Origin of the sequence: Polynucleobacter sp. JS-Polo-80-F4 (assembly GCF_018881965.1) — a bacterium.
Taxonomy (GTDB): domain Bacteria; phylum Pseudomonadota; class Gammaproteobacteria; order Burkholderiales; family Burkholderiaceae; genus Polynucleobacter.
Window position 1 is genome coordinate 893104 of sequence record NZ_JACVPI010000001.1, and the last position, 20771, is coordinate 913874.

The following is a 20771-nucleotide window of genomic DNA, read 5'->3' on the forward strand; positions in this document are numbered from 1 at the left end:
TTATTGACATGGCAAAACAACAATCCGCTTCTGCAGCTTCACAGCGCGCACGCAAGAAGGTTAAAAAGAACGTTGCTGACGGTATTGCACACGTTCACGCTTCTTTTAATAACACCATTATTACGATCACTGATCGCCAAGGTAATGCGCTTTCATGGGCAACATCTGGTGGACAGGGTTTTAAAGGTTCACGCAAATCAACACCTTTTGCTGCTCAGGTAGCTGCTGAAGTTGCTGGTAAAGCTGCTGTTGAATGCGGCATCAAGAACTTGGAAGTTCAGATCAAAGGCCCAGGCCCAGGTCGTGAATCAGCGGTTCGTGCATTGAACTCATTGGGCATCAAGATCACTGAGATTCAAGACGTTACTCCAGTTCCACACAATGGTTGCCGTCCTCCTAAGCGTCGTCGTATTTAAGCTAGGAAGTTGGCAGTACAAGTTTTAGTAGTTTTTTATTAAAGCCCACTGTTCGCCCGATTTAAAGGGCGAACTCACCGCCGGTCGTAAGACTGCGGCAAAGAAAGGAAAGCATCGTGGCACGTTACTTAGGGCCTAAGGCCAAATTAGCTCGTCGGGAAGGTACCGACTTATTTTTAAAGAGCGCACGTCGCGCCCTGTCAGACAAGTGCAAGTTAGATACTAAGCCTGGTCAACATGGCCGTACATCTGGCTCAAGAACATCTGATTACGGTAATCAATTGCGTGAAAAGCAAAAGGTTAAGCGTATGTATGGAATTTTAGAGCGTCAGTTCCGTCGTTATTTCGCTGAAGCTGAGCGTCGTAAAGGTAATACCGGTTCGATGTTGCTTCAGTTGTTAGAGTCACGTCTTGATAACGTTGTTTATCGCATGGGCTTTGGTTCTACTCGTGCTGAAGCACGTCAGTTGGTTTCCCACTGCGCAATTTTGCTCAATGGTAACCCTGTAAATATTCCATCCATTCAGGTTAAACCTGGTGATGTAGTTGCTATTCGTGAAAAAGCGAAGAAGCAAGCGCGTATTACAGAATCATTGAATTTGGTTGGACAAATGACTCCTGTTACTTGGGTTTCAGTTGATGCAGCTAAGCTCGAGGGAACATTTAAGCAAGTGCCTGACCGCGAAGATATTAGCGGTGAAATTAATGAAAGTTTGATCGTTGAATTGTATTCACGCTAATTAGGCACTCTCAAGGAAAAAATATGCAAACAAATTTGCTCAAGCCAAAGATTATTTCTGTTGAAGCGCTTACCGCCAACCAAGCTAAGGTTGTTATGGAGCCGTTCGAGCGTGGCTATGGCCACACACTCGGAAATGCATTACGTCGCGTACTCTTGTCCTCGATGGTTGGTTATGCGCCAACTGAAGTAGCTATTGCTGGTGTTGTTCATGAGTACTCCACATTAGATGGAGTTCAAGAGGACGTAGTAAACCTCTTGTTGAACCTCAAAGGTATCGTATTTAAGTTGCAGTCGCGTGACGAAGTTACTATCAATTTGCGTAAAGAAGGCCCAGGCGTTGTTACAGCAAAAGATATCGATTTGCCACATGATGTAGAAATCATGAACCCTGACCATGTGATTGCTCACTTGTCAGCTGGTGGTAAGTTGGACATGCAGATCAAGGTTGAAAAAGGCCGTGGTTATGTACCAGGTAACGTACGTCAGTACAGCGACGAAGCTACTAAGATCATTGGCCGTATTGTGTTGGATGCCTCATTCAGCCCAGTAAGCCGTGTTAGCTATGCTGTTGAATCTGCTCGTGTTGAGCAGCGTACCGACCTCGATCGTTTGGTAATGACTATCGAAACAAACGGTGTGTTATCTCCTGAAGAAGCTATTCGTCAAGCAGCTAGTATCTTGGTTGACCAATTGGTTGTATTCGCGGCCCTCGAAAGCAGCGAAGTTTCTGGTGATTTGGCACCAAGCCGCTCATCAATGGTTGATCCAATGTTGATGCGTCCGGTTGATGATCTCGAGCTCACAGTTCGCTCTGCAAACTGCTTGAAGGCTGAGAACATTTACTACATCGGTGACTTGATTCAACGTACAGAGAATGAATTGTTGAAGACGCCTAATCTAGGTCGCAAATCTTTGAATGAAATTAAAGATGTTTTAGCGGCTCGTGGCTTAAGTCTTGGCATGAAACTCGAAAGCTGGCCTCCAGCTAACCTCGAGAAATAATTAGAAAGGAAGCATCATGCGTCACGGAAACGGCTTACGCAAACTAAACAGAACATCATCACATCGCCTAGCGATGCTGCGCAACATGTCCAACTCACTTTTGGAGCACGAAGTCATTAAAACGACTTTGCCAAAAGCAAAAGAATTGCGCATGGTTGTTGAGCCTTTGATTACCTTGGGTAAAAAAGACAACTTAGCAAACCGTCGCTTAGCATTCAATCGCACACGTGATCGCGATATCGTAGCTAAACTCTTCACAGAGCTCGGCCCACGTTACGCAACCCGTCCAGGTGGCTACCTTCGTATTTTGAAGTTTGGCTTCCGTCATGGCGACAATGCACCAATGGCCTTGGTTGAGTTGGTAGACCGCCCAGAGGTTGAAGAAACAGCAGTTGTAGCTGAAGAGGCTTAAGCCTCCCGGTTACGGTAAAAAGCCAGGCTTCGGTCTGGCTTTTTTCATTTATCAGGTTATAAATAGAGAATGTCTCAAAACTCCCCAGTGAATCCCAGCAAACCATTAGTGGTGCTAACTAGCCTACCGGATGTAGGGGCTGCAAAAGCCTTAGCTCGTGCCTTGATAGAGGGGAATTTGGCTGCTTGTGTGCAGATTATGGATGGCATTCAATCGATTTATCGCTGGGAGGGCAAGGTTTGCGAGGAGCATGAAGTATTGCTCTCTGCAAAGACGACAGAGTCAAGATGGTTAGAGATTTCTGCTTTTATTCAAAGCGCCCATCCATATGAATTACCAGAAATATTGGCTTTTTCTCCAGATCAATATGAAGAGCAATACGGCAAGTGGATTGAGTCTGAGGTAAATTCGAAGTTATGAAATTACATTCTTTGTTCGTGAGAATTCTTGCGCTCTTGCTGCTCATCTCTGCGCAGGTTTATGCGGCGCAAGATTTCTTATCCCCAGAAAAAGCATTTCGAGTAGAAGCTACTTGGTTGGAAAACTCTAATCAAGTGGAGGTGGAGTTTCTGCCAGCTAAAGGCTATTACATCTATCAAGAATCTTTAAAGTTCCAAGTAGGGAACCAGCCCGGGAAGTTAAGTAATATAAGGCCTTCATTACCTATCGGCTTTGAAAAGTTCGATGAAACTTTTCAGAAAAAGCTGCAAGTATATAAAGAGCCATTCCTCGTATTTCTAGGCATCAAGCCAGTAGTTGGTCAGCCCGTTCACTTGGAGATCTCTCTTCAAGGTTGTGCAGAGGCAGGTATTTGTTATCCACCCATGACCCTGAAGTTTTTGCTCGCAGGGCCTGGTGTAAAGGCGGCACCAATTCCAGATATCTTAGATGCCACTCCTACGGCTAATACTCAAGAAAATGCTCAATTTAGTTTGGCGGATTTATGGCGTGAGCGCGATGATGTCAATGCAATTAGCCGTTTTTTGGAAAGCACTTCAACCGCTTATTTATTCCTAGCTTTCTTTGTCTTGGGTTTGGCTTTGGCATTTACACCTTGTGTGCTCCCCATGTTGCCAATCCTATCGAGTGTCATCTTCGGAACTCAGGGTGGCAAAGCAGTATCTAAAGGCCGCGCGAGCGTCCTGGCACTTGCTTACGTTTTGGGTATGGCCTTGGTATATGCATTGGCTGGTGTGCTGATGGCGGCCTTAGGTGGGAGCGTACAGCGTGCCTTGCAAAGCCCTATTGCACTGGCCACTTTCGCCTTATTGCTCTTGATTCTTTCTGGCAGTCTGTTTGGTTTATACGACCTACGTTTGCCACAATCATGGCATCACCATGTGGATAGGCTCGCAGGACGCCAAAAGGGCGGTAGCGTATTTGGGGCTTTTGCCTTGGGCGGCATTTCAACCCTGGTGGCTAGCCCCTGTATTACGGCACCTTTAGCAGGCGTTCTCGCCTTTATTGCACAAACTGGGTCTATGAGCCTGGGTGCTGGACTGCTCTTTGTGATGGCGCTGGGAATGGGTCTGCCACTTCTCTTTATTGCTGTCGAAGCCCGAATTTTGATTCCATCTACTGGTATTTGGATGGTGTGGTTACAGCGTACCTTGGGTGTATTGCTCGTTGCCACTGCCGCTTGGATTGCCTCACCTTTAATTCAGAAAAATGAGCCTGTTGGATCTGTAAAAGCGATTAATGGACAGACTATTCATAAGGTCGGCGAACTATCTTTTGTAGTGATTCATTCGCCTGCGGAGTTGGATGCGCAATTAAGCAAAGCTAAAGAAGAGAAGAAATTTGTTCTCTTGGATTTTTATGCAGACTGGTGCATTAGCTGCAAAGAAATGGAAGTGAATACCTTTGCAAACCCTGAAGTCACTAATCAGCTCAAGCAAGTGGTTTTATTGCAGGCGGATGTTACTGCAAACAGCCCTGAGAACCAGGCATTACTTAAGCGATTTGGATTGTTTGGCCCCCCAGGAATTTTGATCTTCAATCAACATTCAGAAGAGCTCAAAGGGCAGCGCGTGATTGGTTATGTGCCACCACAGCGCTTTATTGAACGCCTAAACCAAGCCGCAAAAACTCAATAAAATAAAGTTCTATTTGCTTGCTGCGTTGGCTTTAAGTAGGCGTGCTGCTTCGAGTGCGAAGTAGGTTAGAACTCCATCCGCACCAGCACGCTTAAATGCGAGGAGAGATTCCAGCATGACTGCATCATGATCAAGCCAGCCATTCTGTGCGGCAGCTTTTAGCATGGCGTATTCACCGCTGACTTGATATGCATAAGTCGGATAATCAAACTCTTCACGCACGCGACGTACGATATCCAAATAAGGCATGCCTGGTTTAACCATCACCATATCAGCGCCCTCGCCGATATCTAGCGCCACCTCCCGCAAAGCCTCGTCACCATTGGCGCAATCCATTTGGTATGTTTTTTTGTCGGCTTTGCCAAGGTTCTTGGCGGAGCCTACAGCATCCCTAAATGGACCATAAAAAGCGGATGCATATTTAGCTGAGTAAGCCATGATGCGTGTGTGAATCAGTTTCTTGGTCTCAAGTGCTTCACGAATTTTTCCGATGCGACCATCCATCATGTCTGATGGCGCAACGATGTCCACACCTGCTTCTGCTTGAGCAATCGCCTGTTGTACCAAGATTGCAGTCGTCTCATCATTGAGAATGCGACCTTGTTCATCAAGTACGCCATCTTGACCATGACTTGTATACGGATCAAGCGCTACATCAGTCATGATGCCTAAATTTGGGAAACGTTTTTTGAGTTCACGCACGGCCGTAGGGATCAGTCCGCTAGGATTAAAAGCCTCTTTACCATCTGGTGTTTTTAATGCTGCGTCAATGACCGGAAAAAGTGCCAGAACCGGAATGCCTAAATCTACACACTCTTGCGCAACTGGAATCAGCAAATCTAAAGAAACGCGATTGACACCCGGCATGGATGCAACCGCCTCTGATTTGCCCTGGCCTTCAAGTAAAAAGACTGGGTAGATCAAATCATTCGCTGAAACGCTATTCTCTTGCATTAGGCGACGTGACCAATCATCACGACGCATACGACGTGGACGATGACCTGGAAAATTAAGCAAAGAGTTAGCTGGTGATTTCATCTTCATGAGTTTCTGCTTCAAATAGCCATTTAATAATTAAATTATCTGCCTCTTCAAGGCCAATTCGCTTGGTACTTGAAAACAATTGTGCCGTAAGTTGTTTGGATTCACCATTACCGTCGGGCAGAGCTGGGTCATATTGTTGTAATTGCTTGCGAACCGCCTCCAGCACATGCTTGCATTCACTTTTGTTGAGTTTGTCGCATTTGCTGAGTAAAACGTGAATTGGTTTGCCAGTGGGCACAAACCACTGAATCATTTGCTCGTCTAGCTCCGTGATACCGCGCCTAGAGTCCACGATCAGGATCATGCCTACCAACTGCTCTCGCTCCTGTAAATAGTCGCTTAGGAGGGCATTCCAGTGGTATTTGGTCTCATGGTTTACAGCTGCGTAGCCGTAACCCGGCAAGTCCACCAAATACGCCAATAGGTCGTCTTTAGCAAAAATCCCAAAATAATTGATATGTTGGGTGCGTCCAGGGGTTTTACTGGCAAAAGCGAGCCTTTTTTGGTTGCAAAGGACATTCAGTGCGCTAGATTTACCCGCATTTGAGCGACCGGCAAAGGCCACCTCTCGGAGCGGGGTGGCAGGCAGGCAATGGGTGTCATTGACTGTGGTGGCGAATCGGGCTTGAAAGAGTTTAGACATGTCCAGAAGCTATTGTAAAATCACGCAAAATCATGAAATATCTCATGGTGTTGGGTAAAAAGTTGTAAATGCAGGGCCCAAACACTTTTAGGAATTTTTGCCAAGGTAAACATAATGCGTCAAACCTCCCAAATCTCCAAATTAACTAGCTTACGTGCTGGTTTTGCGGCTCTCTCCATTTTCGCTCTGATCGGCGTATCGGGTGCAGTTTTTGCTGCCGATCCCGCTCCTATGGCTCCTGCTGCGGAAGCTAAGGCTGCCGTGCCAGGCAAGCCAAAGGTTGATGCTGCTGCTGGTGAAGCACTATATTCAAACGGCGATGCAACACGTGGTGTTACCGCTTGTATCACCTGCCACGGCCCTAAGGGTCAAAGCGCAATTGGCACATGGCCAAAGTTATCTGCACAGCATGCGGCTTATACAGCTAAGCAATTGAGAAACTTCAAAGAAGGCACCCGCGCTAACCCAATCATGATGGGTATGTCTGCAACCTTGACCGAGCAAGATATGCAAAACATTGCTGCTTACTTGGTAAAGCAACCTGCTTCCTTGGGCGTTGCACAAGATAAAGAAACTATTGCATTAGGTCAAAGTATTTACCGTGGCGGTATTGCTGCTAAAGGTGTTCCAGCCTGCGCTGGATGTCATGGTCCAACTGGTGCTGGTAATTCTTCACAGTACCCACGTTTAGGTGGTCAATGGGCTGAATACACTAATGCACAGTTGCTCGCGTTCCGCGAAGGTGTTCGTAAAAACAGCAGTCAAATGACTACTATTGCTACTAAGCTTTCAGATCAAGAAATGAAAGCAGTTTCTGATTACATGGCTGGTTTGCATTAATTCGTAAAAGCATAAAAACAAAACCCCGCTTATGTAGCGGGGTTTTTTATTGCCAAGTTTTTTCTAAAAAATTATTTTGGCAAAACACTTTCACTTGCAAACAAGTCGGCTGTTTTTTCACGTGCGCGAATAACGTAAGCATTTTTTCCATCAACCATAATCTCTGCAGGTTTTGGGCGCGTATTGTAGTTAGAAGCCATCACAAATCCATAGGCGCCAGCAGACAGAATAGCAAGAAGATCTCCTTCTTCTACGGCAAGTTCACGATCTCTACCAAGCCAATCACCTGATTCGCAAACAGGGCCCACGACATCGTATGTAAGACTCTTGACTTGTTTGGTTTGGGTTGGAACGATACCGTGGTGTGCCTCATATAGAGCGGGGCGCATCAGTTCGGTCATAGCCGCATCAACGATACAAAAGTTTTTCTCAGCACCGGGCTTGAGATACTCCACGGTCGTCAGAAGCACGCCAGCATTGCCTACCAAAGACCTGCCTGGCTCAAGAACAATATCTAAATGACCAAAACCACGTTCAGCCACTCGATTCAATAGGGTATTCGTAAACTCAGTGATGTCGGGTGGAGTTTCATCGCTATATGAAATACCAAGACCGCCGCCTAGGTCAAGATGGTGAATAACAATACCCTCTTTTTTCAATTGCGCTACGAGATCCAATACCTTATCTAATGCATCCAAATAGGGTGCGGTAGTGGTGATCTGGGAGCCGATATGACAATCAATACCCACAACATCAATTTGAGAAAGTTGCGATGCTTCACGATAGGTTTTTAAAACCTCGTGATATGCAATACCAAATTTATTACCTTTAAGCCCTGTTGAAATATAAGGATGAGTCTGTGCATCCACATCAGGATTAACGCGTAAAGAAATTGGGGCGCGGCAATTCAGTTTGGTCGCAACACGATTGATCTGGTGGAGTTCCGCAATCGATTCAACGTTAATGCACTTCACTCCGGCCTGTAACGCAGCAGCGATCTCATTGGCAGATTTACCAACGCCTGCAAACACAAGGCTTTTTGGGTCGGCACCAATCTCTAAGGCGCGCGCTAATTCACCACCACTAACTAAATCAAATCCAGCGCCTAATTTTTTAAAGCAATCAATCACTGCTAAATTGCTATTCGCTTTCATTGCATAGTGCACGCGTGCACGGCGTTTGCCTTGCGGATCAACGCATGCTTTGTCGTATGCTTGATAAGCTTCGGTGAGTGCTTTTTTGCTATATACGTAAAGCGGCGTTCCAAATTCCTTTGCTAAATCAGCCATTGGAATTTCTTCGGCATACCAAGCGCCATCGCGCTCGGTAAATCCGGATAAATTAGGGAGGGGAATTGCTTTGCTTGTCATTACTTGGCCGATGAAGAATTGCTTGGGCTAGCAGAGGTTTGAGGTGGGTATAACTTGCCCTTAGTTTCTGGCTCCGTAGGAGCGGGCGGAACTGGTGGCACATTTGGCATATATAGCGGCCCCCTTACCCCACACCCTGCAAGGGATATTAGAAGGCTAAAGCAGAGGGTTCTATTAAGAATCGCTATCATGAATGTCTCTAAAACGAATGATTGAATATAGCATGCAGGACTCCGGTATGAATCCAAATAATTCAGGTGTAGAAACCATCGATGACAAGCAGTTTTACAAGCTAGGAAGCGATTTATTGCAATCTATAGAAGTGGCATTAGAGGCCGCTGATGATGAGCTTGATCTGGATCTAGATGTCGAGCGCCAGGGTGGAAATGTAATCAATATTCGTTTTAAGGATAAAAGTGTCATTGTGGTCAATACTCAACCACCTTTGCATGAGATTTGGGTCGCCGCTAAATCGGGTGGATACCACTATCGTTGGGCTGGGACCATGGCAAATCCGGTGTGGCTCGATACCAAAACAGGAAAAGAGCTCTTGAGCGACTTGACTGAGTTTGCGAGCACTCAGGCCGGGCAAGCCGTCAAGATTAGATTGATTTAAGCTGCGCCAGTAGCGCTTAATGTTTCAATCACTTGGGCATCAGCTACGCTTTTAATCTGAGCCTTGCCAATTTTTTCTAAAACGACGTAGCGGATTTGACCGCCCTCAGTTTTTTTATCAACCTGCATGAGCTCCATATAGCGTTCTGCGCCAAACTTGGGGGGCGTAATTGGTAAATTCATGGATTGAATGATTTTGGTGAGGCGCTGAACATCTGCTTCACTGATGTAATTGAGGCGACGTGATAAGTCTGCCCCAAGCACCATGCCGCAACCAACAGCTTCACCATGCAACCATGCGCCATAGCCCATACCCGCTTCAATTGCGTGACCAAAGGTATGACCAAAGTTCAGGGTTGCACGAATGCCGCCTTCTCTTTCGTCGGCAGATACCACTGCAGATTTAATTTCGCAGGAGCGTAAGACAGCGTGACCCATTGCTTCGGTGTCACAAGCCAATAATGATTTTGCATTAGCCTCAATCCAATCTAAGAATTGGGCATCGGCAATAGCGCCATGTTTGACTACTTCTGCAAGGCCGGCAGATAACTCTCTTGGAGGCAGTGTTTTTAATGTATTGAGATCAGCAATTACAGCTGCTGGCTGATGAAAAGCACCAATCATATTTTTACCAAGCGGATGATTGATGCCTGTCTTACCGCCAACAGAAGAGTCCACTTGGGCGAGCAGGGTAGTTGGAACTTGAATAAAGCGAATACCGCGCATGAAGCTTGCTGCAGCAAATCCAGTCATATCACCAATAACGCCACCACCTAAGGCGACCAACATAGTTTGACGATCAGCACCAAACTTTAAAAGGTCATCAAAAATCAGCTGGAGGTTTTTCCAGTCCTTATAAGACTCGCCATCTGGCAAGACAATCGTTCTAACGGGCTTGCCAAAGGTGCTCAGCGTTCTGGTCAGGCGCTCAGCATAGAGGGGGGCAACAGTAGTATTGCTAACAATGTAAATAGAGCTTGCTTTTTCACAGGCGCTAAATAAGCTTGCGTGATCAATCAAATCTGTACCAATATAAATTGGGTAACTGCGATTACCGAGATCAACTTCAAGTGTTTTCATCATAGCCAATATATTTAAGCGGAAAGTTCAAGCTGCATAATTAAGGTGTTGACTAATTGATTAACGCTGGGCTTACCAGTTTCAATCACGTAGTCGGCGATTTCGCGATAGAGTGGATCACGGATCGAATAAAAGTTTTCTAAAATCTTTTTGGCATCACCATTTTTTAATAAGGGGCGACCTTCGCCACCTTTGGTGCGATGCCAAAGTTCCACTGGATTAGCATGAAGATAAATAACGGTGCCATGCTCACTTAATGCCTGGCGATTTTCTGGCAACAGCACTGCGCCGCCGCCAGTGGCCAAAATAATATCTTGTTCGGTAGTGATTTCACGGATAGCTTGTGCTTCTCTTTTGCGAAAGCCTTCTTCACCTTCCATTTCAAAGATGACGGGAATTTTTACGCCACAACGTTCTTCGATGACATGGTCCGCATCCAAAAAGCGACGCCCCAATTTTTTTGCCAATACCTTGCCGACAGTCGACTTCCCGGCGCCCATGAGGCCGATCAGAAAGATATTGTTTGTCGAAGAGTTCACCCCCCGATTTTATTAGGGTTTGTCGAGAATGGTCGGAGTTAAGAAGACGAGCAGCTCAGTTTTGTCTTGTAATTTAGATTTATGGCGAAAAAAATGGCCAATGAGGGGTATATCTCCTAATAAAGGGATTTTGACTTCATCCTCACGTTCGGTGGTTTGGAAGATGCCGCCAATGATCACTGTTCCTCCATTTTCAACAGTCACCTCTGAACTCAGACTTTTGGTATCAATTGCATAGCCTTGCTCTGTTTTCATGCCTACGGTGTCTTTATTAATACCCACCAGCATGGAAATCTTGCCATCCGGATGAATTTTAGGAAGCACTTCAAGGCGTAGGTTTGCCTTTCTGAATTGCAATTTACTGCCATTTTGATTCGATGTTTGGTATGGCAGCTCTGTGCCTTGCTCAATCGTGGCTTTGACTTGATCGCCAGTCATGATGCGAGGGTTGGAGAGAATCTTTCCTTGCCCCTCGGATTCGAGCGCAGAAAGCTCTGCTTGAAGAATCCGACTTGCATTTCTAGAAACGAGGGTTGCAGCCATGGATGCTGGATTAAAGCCGCTTAAGCCAGCGCCACCTAAGTCAATATTGCCCACCAGCTTTTGCTCTGCGTTACCCCCAATGCCATTGGCTTGGTAGCCAAGCTTAACGCCTAGCTCTCTAGCAAAGCGCTCATCAGCCTCGACAATTCGTGCCTCAATGAGAATTTGCCTTGGACTATTCATGTGATCCCCCCCAAAAGGAAGGGCGGCATCCTCACGCCGGAATTTTTGAAAAGCTTGGATTTCTGCATGGGGCCCAATCCAGTAGATTTCTCCATTGCGAACTAGCCTCAACCCACGACTTGCCAAAATAGAGTGAAGGGCTGTTTGCCAGGGAGTATTTCTGAGGTCTATCGAAATAGTTCCCTGAATGGACTCGCTTAACAAAAAATTGGTGTTTCCCAATTTCGCCATGACTTGCAAAAGCTCTGTCATTTCGATGTCTGTAAATTGCAGGCTAATGGGGCTCAGGAAATGATTTTGTGAGAGTGAGCTTCCTGCTGCTGGATTGCCTAGTAAATACATCAATACAGTCAACCAAATACTGAAATTTTTTAAGTGCTTTTGAATGGTATTGAAGTTGGTTTTCATGGAGTCTTGGAGGCCTTCAAAACCAGAGATTTACCTTGGCTATGAGTAAGGGTGACAAGTCCCTTTTCAATATTGCTCAGACGCCATTCCCCCAAAACCTGAGCCCCTTTGTCAAAAACGAGATGGCTTTTGCCCGTATGAAAATAGGCTAGATGGGAGATGCCCATTTGAGAGGCTCCAAGGTAGCGCCAGCGGCGGAGTTCTGACTCATGAACAGGCATTGGGGGCTTATTGAAAACCCTGATTTCTGGCTTTTTCTCCTCTAATGAGTGAATACTCACTTCTAATTTATCTATTGCAATATATAGGTCATCTTGATCCTGATAGATTTCATCGCGCATTAAAGACATTTCTTTTTTGAGTTCGGAGATCTGCTTTTGAGACTCCTCAAGATCGTTTTGAGAGCTGCTATTCAAAGCGTTAAAGACAGCAAAAAATCCAATAGCTATTACAACTAAGGCACCAATGAAGATGACGGGAATCGTCAATCCCTGGGTTAAATTTTTAATTTGACTATGGCTTAGGGACCCCGCGAAAAAATTGTCATTACTTTGGCTTGAGGCTTTGGGTGGAATGTTTTTTTGGGGAGGTGGCTTGCGAATGCCATGTGGGTCTGGGATGGCTGGATCATCGCCCAGGTCACTCAAAATCTCATCAAAAGATTGGCTGGAAATATGGCGTGCTGGCATATCGATATTCTTGGTTTTTGAAGGCTGGAAATCTATCAGCCCGACTTGAACCCCATGTCAGAAATTCACCCTTTTCTGTACCCAAAAGAAGGGTTTTGGAGCTTTTAGGGAAATTGTCTAAGCACCCTATAATTTGGACATATGGCCTTACCTCCAAAAGACAAGCCGCCGCTGAATCAGCGTCCCATTCGTCCATCCGATAGACGTCCTCGGCAAACGCGAGTTGAGCCGGACTTGTCACGTAAGAAATCAAGCAACCCCCTCGTAAAGGCCTTGTTAATCATCGGCGTAGTTTTTGCCTTGGTGATTACCTTGCTCATGGGTTATGCCTTCTTGGTAGCTAAGCCTAACCTCCCTAAAATTTCTGCCTTAACTGATTACAACCCTAAGACTCCTCTGCGCATCTACACGGCGGATAAAGTATTAATTGGTGAGTTTGGCGAGGAGCGACGCAAGGTAATCCCGCTAAATGAAATTCCTCAAAGTATGCGCAATGCAGTTTTAGCCATTGAGGATGATCGTTTCTACTCTCATGGCGGCGTGGACTATGTTGGAATTTTGCGGGCAGCCTTAACCAATTTGCGTGGACATCTTTCACAGGGTGCTTCAACGATCACAATGCAAGTAGCACGTAATTTCTTTCTCAGTAATGAGAAAACGTTTAGTCGAAAAATATACGAAGTACTGCTCGCTTGGGAAATTGAGTCTCAATTAACCAAAGACAAGATTCTGGAAATCTATATGAACCAGATTTTCTTGGGACAACGGGCTTACGGTTTCTCTAGTGCGGCACAAATCTATTTTGGTAAAGAGTTAAAAGACATCACTATTGCAGAGTCAGCGATGTTGGCCGGATTACCAAAAGCGCCCTCTGCATATAACCCAGTTAGTAATTTCCGTCGTGCCAAGATTCGCCAAGAGTACATTCTTCAGCGCATGCGCGATCTGGGTTACATCACACCAGAGGAATATCAAAAAGCGATGATTGAAGAGTTGCATATTCGTGGCCTAGGTAACGAATTTGCAGTGCGAGCCGACTTCCCAGCTGAAATGGTTCGTCAATTGCTCTTTACTCAATATGGTGAAGCAATTTATTCGCAAGGGATTGACGTTTACACCACCATTTTGAAAGCCGACCAAGATGCTGCTTATAAGGCGGTGCGCAAGGGAATTTTTGAGTACGACTTGCGTCATGCTTATCGTGGTCCAGAGGGCTTTATCGATCTTCCTGAAGATTCCGTGAAACGTCAGCGTGCGATTGACGAAGCATTACTTGCCTATCCTCAGTTAGATGACTTGCAGTCTGGAGTTGTGCTTGATGTGAAACCAAAAGAAATGCAGGTCATGATTGCCACGGGCGATACCATCACCATTAAAGGTGAGGGTATGAAGTTGGCTGCAGCCTCTATTACCGATAGCACTCAACCTAAAAAACGTTTGCGTCCTGGTGCTGTAGTGCGCCTTCTGTCAGACGGCGGCGTATGGAAGCTGGCCCAGTTGCCGCAAGTTGAGGCTGCCTTTGTTTCCATGAATGCTGAGACAGGCGCGATTCTGTCGTTAGTAGGCGGTTTTGATTTCCGTCGCAATCAATTCAACCACGTGACACAAGCCTTACGTCAGCCTGGCTCCTCATTTAAACCATTCATTTACGCAGCTGCGATTGAAAAAGGCTTTACCCCCAGCACGATGGTGAACGATGCGCCGTTATCTATTGGCAGTATGGAAACGGGCAGCCAAGCCTGGGAGCCAAAAAATTACGATGGCAAATACGACGGCATGATGCGTTTACGTAATGCCCTGGCGAAATCGAAGAATTTAGTTTCTGTTCGTATCATTCGCGCCATTGGCCCTTCTTATGCGCAGGAATATATTCAGCGTTTTGGCTTTGAGCCAGAAAAGCATCCGCCTTATTTAACTATGGCTTTGGGCGCGGGTTCTGTAACCCCATTACAGATGGCCTCTGCTTATAGTGTGTTTGCGAATGGCGGTTATCGTGTAGATCCATTCTTGATTGACAAGATGGTGGACTCCAAAGGCGCCGTAATGTTCGAAGCAAAACCTACGCGTGTAGGTGACGGTGCACCACGTGTCTTGGATGCCCGAACTGCATTTGTGATGGATAGCATGCTGCAAGAAGTCACCAAAACCGGCACAGCAGCCTCTGCACGTGGGAAGTTGGGACGTAGTGATATTGCCGGTAAAACAGGTACAACGAACGATTCACACGATGCTTGGTTTGCTGGTTACAACCCTAAGGTAGTGGCTATTGCTTGGATTGGTTTTGACAAGCCTGCAAGTTTGGGCGATCGTGAAACTGGTGGTGGTCTAGCTTTGCCGATGTGGATTTCTTATATGTCGACTGCATTAAAAGATAGCCCACAGATCTCACGTGAAGTGCCAAGTGGCGTGACTCAGGTTGATGGTGATTGGTTTATTCCTGATTTCGCTAACAATGGTGGTGTGCGCGAACTGCAATAGTTCGTTTTCAACATGGCACGGCAAGCTCGTACAGTAATACCAGGCCAAGCAATGCATGTAATGGTTCGTGGTAACAATCGCGAAACATTATTTTTTACCGACGAAGATCGGCGCACATACCTGGAATGGTTGCGCGAAGCAGCGAGGCAATTTGGCTGTGCAGTCCATGCCTTTGCATTAATGCCTAATCATGTTCATGTATTAATGACCCCCCAAAACGAAGATTCGCTTGCTAAGACCATGCAGTCTCTCGGGCGTCGTTATGCGCAATATTTCAATCAACAGCATCGTCGGTCTGGGACGATTTGGGAAGGGCGTTATCGCTCCTCACTCATTGACCCAGATTATTTTCTACGTTGTCAGCGTTACATAGAGCTCAATCCAGTGAGATCTGGATATGAATCTCATCCTCAAGGCTCCACTTGGACGAGTTTTGCTACCCATATTGGCGGCAAGGCTGAGCCTTGGTTGGTAGATCATCAATACTTTTGGAAGTTGGGTAATACGCCTTTTGAGCGGCAGATGAGCTGGGCTAACTTTGTTAAAGAGGGCGCCCCCCACTGGGAAGACCGCCAAATTACAGAATCACTTATTCGCTCCAAGCCTTGGGTGAGTGATATTTATGCGAAAAAGCTCTTCAAAGACGCACCAGAGATAGCTGCCATTCGGCACCGCGGCCGCCCTAGAAAAATAAACCTAGCAAATTCAGTAACTTAGTCAGATAAGTAGCCTCCTAAATATGATCTAGGGGGTTGAAAGCATCGACTCTGTCCCCATATAGGTAATTCATATTGGTGCGACATCAAAATAAATGGGACAGACTCATTTTATTTCTATTGCATCGGTGTGGGTATTCCCCTATATTTGATCCTCCAAAAGTAATCAGGCCTTTGTTGCCCCTCGGAAATACTATGACTACAAAATTAAATTCAGATCTTCGCCCAATCGCTCAAGGTTTATATGACCCTAGAAATGAGCACGACGCTTGCGGCGTAGGATTCGTTGCACATATCAAAGGTAAGAAATCTCATGAGATCGTTTCTCAGGGTTTGCAGATTCTTGAGAACTTAGATCACCGGGGAGCGGTTGGTGCCGATCCTTTGATGGGTGATGGTGCTGGTATCTTGATTCAGATTCCAGATACTTTGTATCGCGAAGAAATGGCAAAGCAAGGCGTGACCTTGCCACCTTTAGGTGAGTATGGCGTTGGCATGATTTTCTTGCCAAAAGAACATGCTTCACGTTTGGCATGTGAACAAGAATTAGAGCGCACTGTACGTTTAGAGGGTCAGGTGGTTTTGGGCTGGAGAGATGTTCCGGTAGATGTGAAATTACCGATGTCGCCAACTGTGCAAATGACTGAACCATTCATTCGTCAAATTTTTATTGGCCGTGGTCGCGACATCATGACAACCGATGCGCTTGAGCGTAAGTTATATGTAATTCGCAAGACAGCAAGCCACGCTATTCAAGATTTGCACCTCAAGCATGGTAAAGAATATTTCGTAGCCTCAATGTCAGCCAGAACCATTGTTTATAAGGGTTTGCTGTTGGCTAACCAGGTGGGTGCTTATTACGAAGACTTACAAGATAAGCGCACGGTATCAGCACTTGCTTTAGTGCATCAACGTTTCTCTACTAACACCTTCCCTGCTTGGGAATTGGCACATCCATACCGCATGATTGCGCATAACGGTGAGATCAATACTGTTAAAGGTAACGTCAATTGGGTTAACGCACGTGAAGGCGCGATTAGCTCTCCAGTACTTGGCGATGACTTACAAAAACTCTGGCCATTAATTTACCCGGGTCAGTCAGACACTGCGTGTTTTGATAACTGCTTAGAGTTGTTGGTGATGTCTGGTTACCCATTGGCTCAAGCCATGATGATGATGATCCCAGAGGCATGGGAACAACATACATTGATGGATGACAATCGTCGCGCTTTCTATGAATACCACGCGGCAATGATGGAGCCATGGGATGGCCCTGCAGCAATGGCATTTACAGATGGTCGTCAAATCGGTGCAACTTTGGATCGCAATGGTTTGCGTCCAGCACGCTACTACGTAACGGATGATGATTTAGTGATCATGGGCTCAGAGGCTGGTGTATTGCCAATCCCTGAGAGCAAGATCGTTCAAAAATGGCGTCTGCAACCAGGCAAGATGTTCATGATCGACATGGAGCAGGGCCGCATTATTGATGACATTGAGTTGAAGGATGCGGTATCTAAGGCTAAGCCATATAAGAGCTGGATCGATGCAGTTCGTGTGAAGTTGGATGAAGTTGATGCCAGCAAGGCGGACTTGATCGACGAGAAAATGACTATTCGTCCAGCGGCTAAATTATTAGATCGCCAACAGGCATTTGGTTACACCCAAGAAGACATCAAGTTCTTGATGGCCCCAATGGCCACCAATGGCGAAGAGGCTATCGGTTCAATGGGCAATGACAGCCCATTGGCAGTTCTCTCTAACAAGAATAAGCCGCTTTATAACTACTTCAAACAATTGTTTGCGCAAGTGACCAATCCTCCGATTGATCCAATTCGCGAGAACATGGTGATGTCTTTGGTTTCTTTCATTGGGCCTAAGCCTAATTTATTAGATACCAACAATATCAACCCACCAATGCGCTTGGAGGTAAGTCAGCCAATTCTAGATTTTGATGACATCACTAAGATTCGTCATATTGGCCATTACACCAACGGTAAGTTCCGCTCTTATGAGTTGGATATTTGCTACCCAGCTTCATGGGGTAAGGCAGGCATTGAGGCTCGTTTGGCATCTCTGTGTGCTGAAGCTGCAGATGCCGTCCGCTCTGGTTACAACATTTTGATCGTGAGCGATCGTCAGGTTGATGAGGAGCACGTAGCTATTCCAGCTTTGTTGGCAACTTCTGCAATTCATCAGCATTTAGTGCAAAAAGGTTTACGTACCAGCGTTGGCTTAGTAGTGGAGACTGGTAGCGCGCGTGAGACACATCACTTTGCACTCTTGGCTGGTTATGGCGCAGAAGCCGTTCATCCATACCTCGCAATGGAAACCCTGGCGGAAATGGCTAAAGGCTTATCCGGTGATTTGTCAGCGGAAAAGGCAGTGAAGAACTTTGTAAAAGCTATTGGTAAAGGTTTGCAAAAAGTCATGTCCAAAATGGGCATCTCTACTTACATGTCCTACACTGGCTCACAGATTTTTGAAGCAATCGGTTTAAATCACGACATCATTGATCAATACTTCAAAGGTACTCCATCAAACGTTGGTGGTATCGGCGTATTTGAAGTGGCTGAAGAAGCATTGCGTATGCATACATCCGCGTTTGGTAATGACCCAGTCTTGACCAATATGCTTGATGCTGGCGGTGAATATGCCTTCCGTATTCGTGGCGAGAACCATATGTGGACTCCAGACACGATTGCGAAGTTGCAGCACTCCACACGTATTGGCGCAGAGAAGGGCTACCAGACATATAAAGAGTACGCCAACATCATCAATGATCAAACCAAACGTCAAATGACTTTACGTGGTTTGTTTGAGTTCAAGATTGATCCAGTTAAAGCCATTCCTTTGGACGAAGTAGAGTCCGCGAAAGAAATCGTCAAACGTTTTGCAACGGGCGCGATGTCTTTGGGTTCTATCTCTACAGAAGCACATGCTACTTTGGCAATCGCAATGAACCGTATTGGCGGCAAGTCCAATACTGGTGAGGGTGGCGAAGATCCAAATCGTTATGTGAATGAACTTAAAGGCATTCCAATCAAGAAGGGCGAGACTCTAGCCAGCATCCTCGGTAGCGATGTAGTTGAGGCCAATATCCCATTGCAAGATGGCGACTCATTGCGCTCGAAGATTAAGCAGGTTGCTTCTGGTCGTTTTGGTGTGACTACTGAGTACTTACGCTCTGCTGATCAGATTCAGATCAAGATGGCGCAAGGCGCTAAGCCTGGTGAAGGCGGTCAACTGCCTGGCGGCAAGGTTTCTGATTACATCGGTAAGTTGCGTTTCTCAGTTCCTGGCGTAGGTTTGATTTCTCCTCCTCCGCACCATGATATTTACTCCATTGAAGATATCGCCCAGTTGATTCATGACTTGAAGAACGTTAATCCAAAGGCTGACGTATCTGTGAAGTTAGTGTCTGAAGTCGGCGTTGGTACTGTTGCTGCTGGTGTTGCAAAAGCAAAAGCAGACCACGTAGTGATTGCTGGCCATGATGGCGGTACTGGCGCATCTCCACTGTCTTCAATCAAGCATGCTGGTTCCCCATGGGAATTGGGCTTGGCTGAAACACAGCAGACATTAGTTCTCAATGGTTTGCGTAGTCGTATTCGTGTTCAGGCTGATGGCCAAATGAAGACTGGTCGCGACGTAGTGATCGGTGCTTTGTTAGGCGCTGATGAATTCGGTTTCGCGACTGCACCATTGGTAGTTGAAGGTTGCATCATGATGCGTAAGTGTCATTTGAATACCTGCCCAGTAGGCGTTGCTACTCAAGACCCAGAGTTGCGTAAGAAATTCTCAGGTAAGCCAGAGCATGTTGTGAACTTCTTCTTCTTTATTGCTGAAGAGGCTCGCGAGATCATGGCGCAACTCGGTATTCGTAAGTTTGATGAATTAATTGGTCGTGTTGATTTGTTAGATACCCGTAAAGGTATTGAGAACTGGAAAGTGCATGGTTTGGATTTCAGCAAGATTTTTGCTGAGCCACAAGTTGCCGCTGAAGTTCCACGTTACCAAGTGCTAACTCAAGAGCATGGCTTGGCTAGTGCACTCGACAATATTCTGATTGAGAAGAGTGAGCCTGCATTAGAGCGTGGTGAAAAAGTTTCTTTCATTGTTCCGGTGAAGAACGTGAACCGCACTGTTGGCGCAATGCTCTCAGGCGAAGTTGCCCAACGTTATGGTCACGCAGGTTTGCCTGATGACACTATTCATATTCAATTGAATGGCACTGCTGGTCAAAGCTTTGCAGCCTTCTTGGCACGCGGCATTACATTGGATTTGGTGGGCGATGGCAATGACTATGTTGGCAAAGGTTTATCCGGTGGTCGTGTGATTGTTCGCGCTCCTCATGAGTTCCGTGGCGATACAGCGAAGAACATCATCGTTGGTAATACCGTGCTTTACGGTGCGATTGCTGGTGAAGCATTCTTTAACGGTGTAGCAGGTGAACGCTTTGCAGTCCGCAACTCTGGTGCTACTACTGTTGTTGAAGGTACTGGCGACCACGGCTGTGAATATATGACAGGTGGAACAGTGGTTGTATTGGGTGCGACAGGCCGTAACTTTGCTGCAGGTATGAGCGGTGGTATTGCTTATGTTTACGACGAAGATCGCTTGTTTGATAAGCGATGCAATACCAGCATGGCAACTTTAGAAAAAGTCTTGCCTTCTGCAGAGCAGATTGCCAAGATGCCAAAGTCTGAATGGCATGCTCCTGTCGATGTAAAAGATAGTGGCGAGCGTTTGACTGATGAGCAAATTTTGAAGGGCTTGATCGAGCGCCACTTCCGTCACACTGGCTCTGAGCGCGCTAAAGCAATCTTGGCTGATTGGGAGAATGCTCGCGGACGTTTTGTGAAGGTGCTTCCAACTGAGTACAAACGTGCTCTAGGTGAGTTGTGGGAAAAAGCTCAAAACAAAACTGTTGCGGCTTAAGCCACTTGATCAAT

Annotated in this window: 18 protein-coding genes and 1 pseudogene; 11 read left to right on the top strand and 8 right to left on the bottom strand. The window is 46.1% G+C overall.

Annotated elements, in window-relative coordinates; translation table 11 throughout:
• Positions 1-8: 8 nt before the first annotated feature.
• From rpsK to dsbD, 6 genes are all read left to right on the top strand, one after another.
• Complete coding sequence (rpsK, locus tag ICN20_RS04545) at positions 9-416, top strand: 30S ribosomal protein S11 (RefSeq protein WP_011901923.1); 408 nt, start codon at positions 9-11, stop codon at positions 414-416.
• Between the two features lie 116 nt (positions 417-532).
• Positions 533-1156 carry a 30S ribosomal protein S4 gene (gene rpsD / locus ICN20_RS04550; protein WP_216238317.1) on the top strand — a complete coding sequence of 208 codons (624 nt, stop codon included), beginning with the start codon at positions 533-535 and terminating at the stop codon, positions 1154-1156.
• A 23-nt stretch (positions 1157-1179) separates the two neighbouring features.
• On the top strand, positions 1180-2160 hold the full coding sequence (gene rpoA, locus ICN20_RS04555) for a DNA-directed RNA polymerase subunit alpha (RefSeq protein ID WP_215321281.1): 981 nt from the start codon (positions 1180-1182) through the stop codon (positions 2158-2160).
• A gap of 16 nt (positions 2161-2176) precedes the next feature.
• Complete coding sequence (rplQ, locus tag ICN20_RS04560) at positions 2177-2572, top strand: 50S ribosomal protein L17 (RefSeq protein WP_087908811.1); 396 nt, start codon at positions 2177-2179, stop codon at positions 2570-2572.
• 69 nt (positions 2573-2641) lie between these two features.
• Entirely contained in the window at positions 2642-2992 is a 351-nt protein-coding gene (gene cutA / locus ICN20_RS04565; RefSeq protein ID WP_216238318.1) for a divalent-cation tolerance protein CutA, read from the top strand.
• The gene (gene dsbD / locus ICN20_RS04570; protein WP_216238319.1) at positions 2989-4668 is read left to right on the top strand and encodes a protein-disulfide reductase DsbD; all 1680 of its coding nucleotides are present in this window, start codon (positions 2989-2991) and stop codon (positions 4666-4668) included. Before cutA ends, dsbD begins: the two co-directional genes overlap by 4 nt.
• A 9-nt stretch (positions 4669-4677) precedes the next feature.
• On the opposite strand, the gene hemB is transcribed toward dsbD, so the two are convergent.
• Positions 4678-5712 (bottom strand): porphobilinogen synthase, encoded by a 1035-nt coding sequence (gene hemB / locus ICN20_RS04575; RefSeq protein ID WP_370624523.1) that lies wholly within the window; start codon positions 5710-5712, stop codon positions 4678-4680.
• Entirely contained in the window at positions 5690-6355 is a 666-nt protein-coding gene (gene yihA, locus ICN20_RS04580; protein WP_216238320.1) for a ribosome biogenesis GTP-binding protein YihA/YsxC, read from the bottom strand. The genes hemB and yihA overlap by 23 nt, the downstream gene beginning before the upstream one ends.
• Before the next feature lie 114 nt (positions 6356-6469).
• On the opposite strand from yihA, the gene ICN20_RS04585 reads away from it, so the two are divergent.
• Positions 6470-7195, top strand: a complete 726-nt coding sequence (locus ICN20_RS04585; protein ID WP_216238321.1) for a cytochrome c — start codon at positions 6470-6472, stop codon at positions 7193-7195.
• Between the two features lie 71 nt (positions 7196-7266).
• Here the strand turns inward: ICN20_RS04585 and lysA are convergent, their stop codons facing one another.
• Together lysA and ICN20_RS10335 are read right to left on the bottom strand one after the other, a co-directional pair.
• The gene (gene lysA / locus ICN20_RS04590) at positions 7267-8565 is read right to left on the bottom strand and encodes a diaminopimelate decarboxylase (protein WP_216238323.1); all 1299 of its coding nucleotides are present in this window, start codon (positions 8563-8565) and stop codon (positions 7267-7269) included.
• Positions 8566-8636: 71 nt separating this feature from the next.
• Positions 8637-8756, bottom strand: a pseudogene (locus ICN20_RS10335) (lipoprotein); the annotation flags it as partial.
• Positions 8757-8758: 2 nt separating this feature from the next.
• Between ICN20_RS10335 and cyaY the strand changes: the two are divergent.
• Entirely contained in the window at positions 8759-9181 is a 423-nt protein-coding gene (gene cyaY, locus ICN20_RS04600) for an iron donor protein CyaY (RefSeq protein ID WP_255534647.1), read from the top strand.
• Here the strand turns inward: cyaY and aroB are convergent.
• The 4 genes from aroB to ICN20_RS04620 are packed head-to-tail and all read right to left on the bottom strand — an operon-like array spanning position 9178 to position 12622.
• Positions 9178-10260, bottom strand: a complete 1083-nt coding sequence (aroB, locus tag ICN20_RS04605) for a 3-dehydroquinate synthase (protein ID WP_255534731.1) — start codon at positions 10258-10260, stop codon at positions 9178-9180. The genes cyaY and aroB overlap by 4 nt on opposite strands.
• Before the next feature lie 14 nt (positions 10261-10274).
• Complete coding sequence (locus ICN20_RS04610) at positions 10275-10799, bottom strand: shikimate kinase (RefSeq protein WP_216238327.1); 525 nt, start codon at positions 10797-10799, stop codon at positions 10275-10277.
• A gap of 12 nt (positions 10800-10811) precedes the next feature.
• Positions 10812-11933, bottom strand: a complete 1122-nt coding sequence (locus ICN20_RS04615; RefSeq protein WP_255534648.1) for a secretin and TonB N-terminal domain-containing protein — start codon at positions 11931-11933, stop codon at positions 10812-10814.
• Positions 11930-12622 carry a hypothetical protein gene (locus tag ICN20_RS04620; protein WP_216238329.1) on the bottom strand — a complete coding sequence of 231 codons (693 nt, stop codon included), beginning with the start codon at positions 12620-12622 and terminating at the stop codon, positions 11930-11932. The genes ICN20_RS04615 and ICN20_RS04620 overlap by 4 nt, the downstream gene beginning before the upstream one ends.
• 141 nt (positions 12623-12763) lie before the next feature.
• On the opposite strand from ICN20_RS04620, the gene ICN20_RS04625 reads away from it, so the two are divergent.
• From ICN20_RS04625 to ICN20_RS04635, 3 genes are all read left to right on the top strand, one after another.
• A complete protein-coding gene (locus tag ICN20_RS04625) occupies positions 12764-15100 on the top strand; it encodes a penicillin-binding protein 1A (protein ID WP_216238331.1) in 2337 nt (778 codons plus the stop codon).
• 12 nt (positions 15101-15112) lie between these two features.
• A complete protein-coding gene (locus ICN20_RS04630; RefSeq protein ID WP_216238332.1) occupies positions 15113-15817 on the top strand; it encodes a transposase in 705 nt (234 codons plus the stop codon).
• A gap of 194 nt (positions 15818-16011) precedes the next feature.
• Complete coding sequence (locus ICN20_RS04635; RefSeq protein ID WP_216238334.1) at positions 16012-20757, top strand: glutamate synthase-related protein; 4746 nt, start codon at positions 16012-16014, stop codon at positions 20755-20757.
• Positions 20758-20771: the final 14 nt, after the last annotated feature.

Excerpts from the sequence above, each read along its gene's own strand:
- rpsK (WP_011901923.1), top strand. The coding sequence starts at position 9 with ATGGCAAAACAACAATCCGCTTCTGCAGCTTCACAGCGCGCACGCAAG.
- rpoA (WP_215321281.1), top strand. The coding sequence starts at position 1,180 with ATGCAAACAAATTTGCTCAAGCCAAAGATTATTTCTGTTGAAGCGCTT.
- rplQ (WP_087908811.1), top strand. The coding sequence starts at position 2,177 with ATGCGTCACGGAAACGGCTTACGCAAACTAAACAGAACATCATCACAT.
- cutA (WP_216238318.1), top strand. The coding sequence starts at position 2,642 with ATGTCTCAAAACTCCCCAGTGAATCCCAGCAAACCATTAGTGGTGCTA.
- dsbD (WP_216238319.1), top strand. The coding sequence starts at position 2,989 with ATGAAATTACATTCTTTGTTCGTGAGAATTCTTGCGCTCTTGCTGCTC.
- hemB (WP_370624523.1), bottom strand. The coding sequence starts at position 5,712 with ATGAAGATGAAATCACCAGCTAACTCTTTGCTTAATTTTCCAGGTCAT.
- yihA (WP_216238320.1), bottom strand. The coding sequence starts at position 6,355 with ATGTCTAAACTCTTTCAAGCCCGATTCGCCACCACAGTCAATGACACC.
- ICN20_RS04585 (WP_216238321.1), top strand. The coding sequence starts at position 6,470 with ATGCGTCAAACCTCCCAAATCTCCAAATTAACTAGCTTACGTGCTGGT.
- lysA (WP_216238323.1), bottom strand. The coding sequence starts at position 8,565 with ATGACAAGCAAAGCAATTCCCCTCCCTAATTTATCCGGATTTACCGAG.
- cyaY (WP_255534647.1), top strand. The coding sequence starts at position 8,759 with ATGTCTCTAAAACGAATGATTGAATATAGCATGCAGGACTCCGGTATG.
- aroB (WP_255534731.1), bottom strand. The coding sequence starts at position 10,260 with ATGAAAACACTTGAAGTTGATCTCGGTAATCGCAGTTACCCAATTTAT.
- ICN20_RS04615 (WP_255534648.1), bottom strand. The coding sequence starts at position 11,933 with ATGAAAACCAACTTCAATACCATTCAAAAGCACTTAAAAAATTTCAGT.
- ICN20_RS04620 (WP_216238329.1), bottom strand. The coding sequence starts at position 12,622 with ATGCCAGCACGCCATATTTCCAGCCAATCTTTTGATGAGATTTTGAGT.
- ICN20_RS04625 (WP_216238331.1), top strand. The coding sequence starts at position 12,764 with ATGGCCTTACCTCCAAAAGACAAGCCGCCGCTGAATCAGCGTCCCATT.
- ICN20_RS04630 (WP_216238332.1), top strand. The coding sequence starts at position 15,113 with ATGGCACGGCAAGCTCGTACAGTAATACCAGGCCAAGCAATGCATGTA.
- ICN20_RS04635 (WP_216238334.1), top strand. The coding sequence starts at position 16,012 with ATGACTACAAAATTAAATTCAGATCTTCGCCCAATCGCTCAAGGTTTA.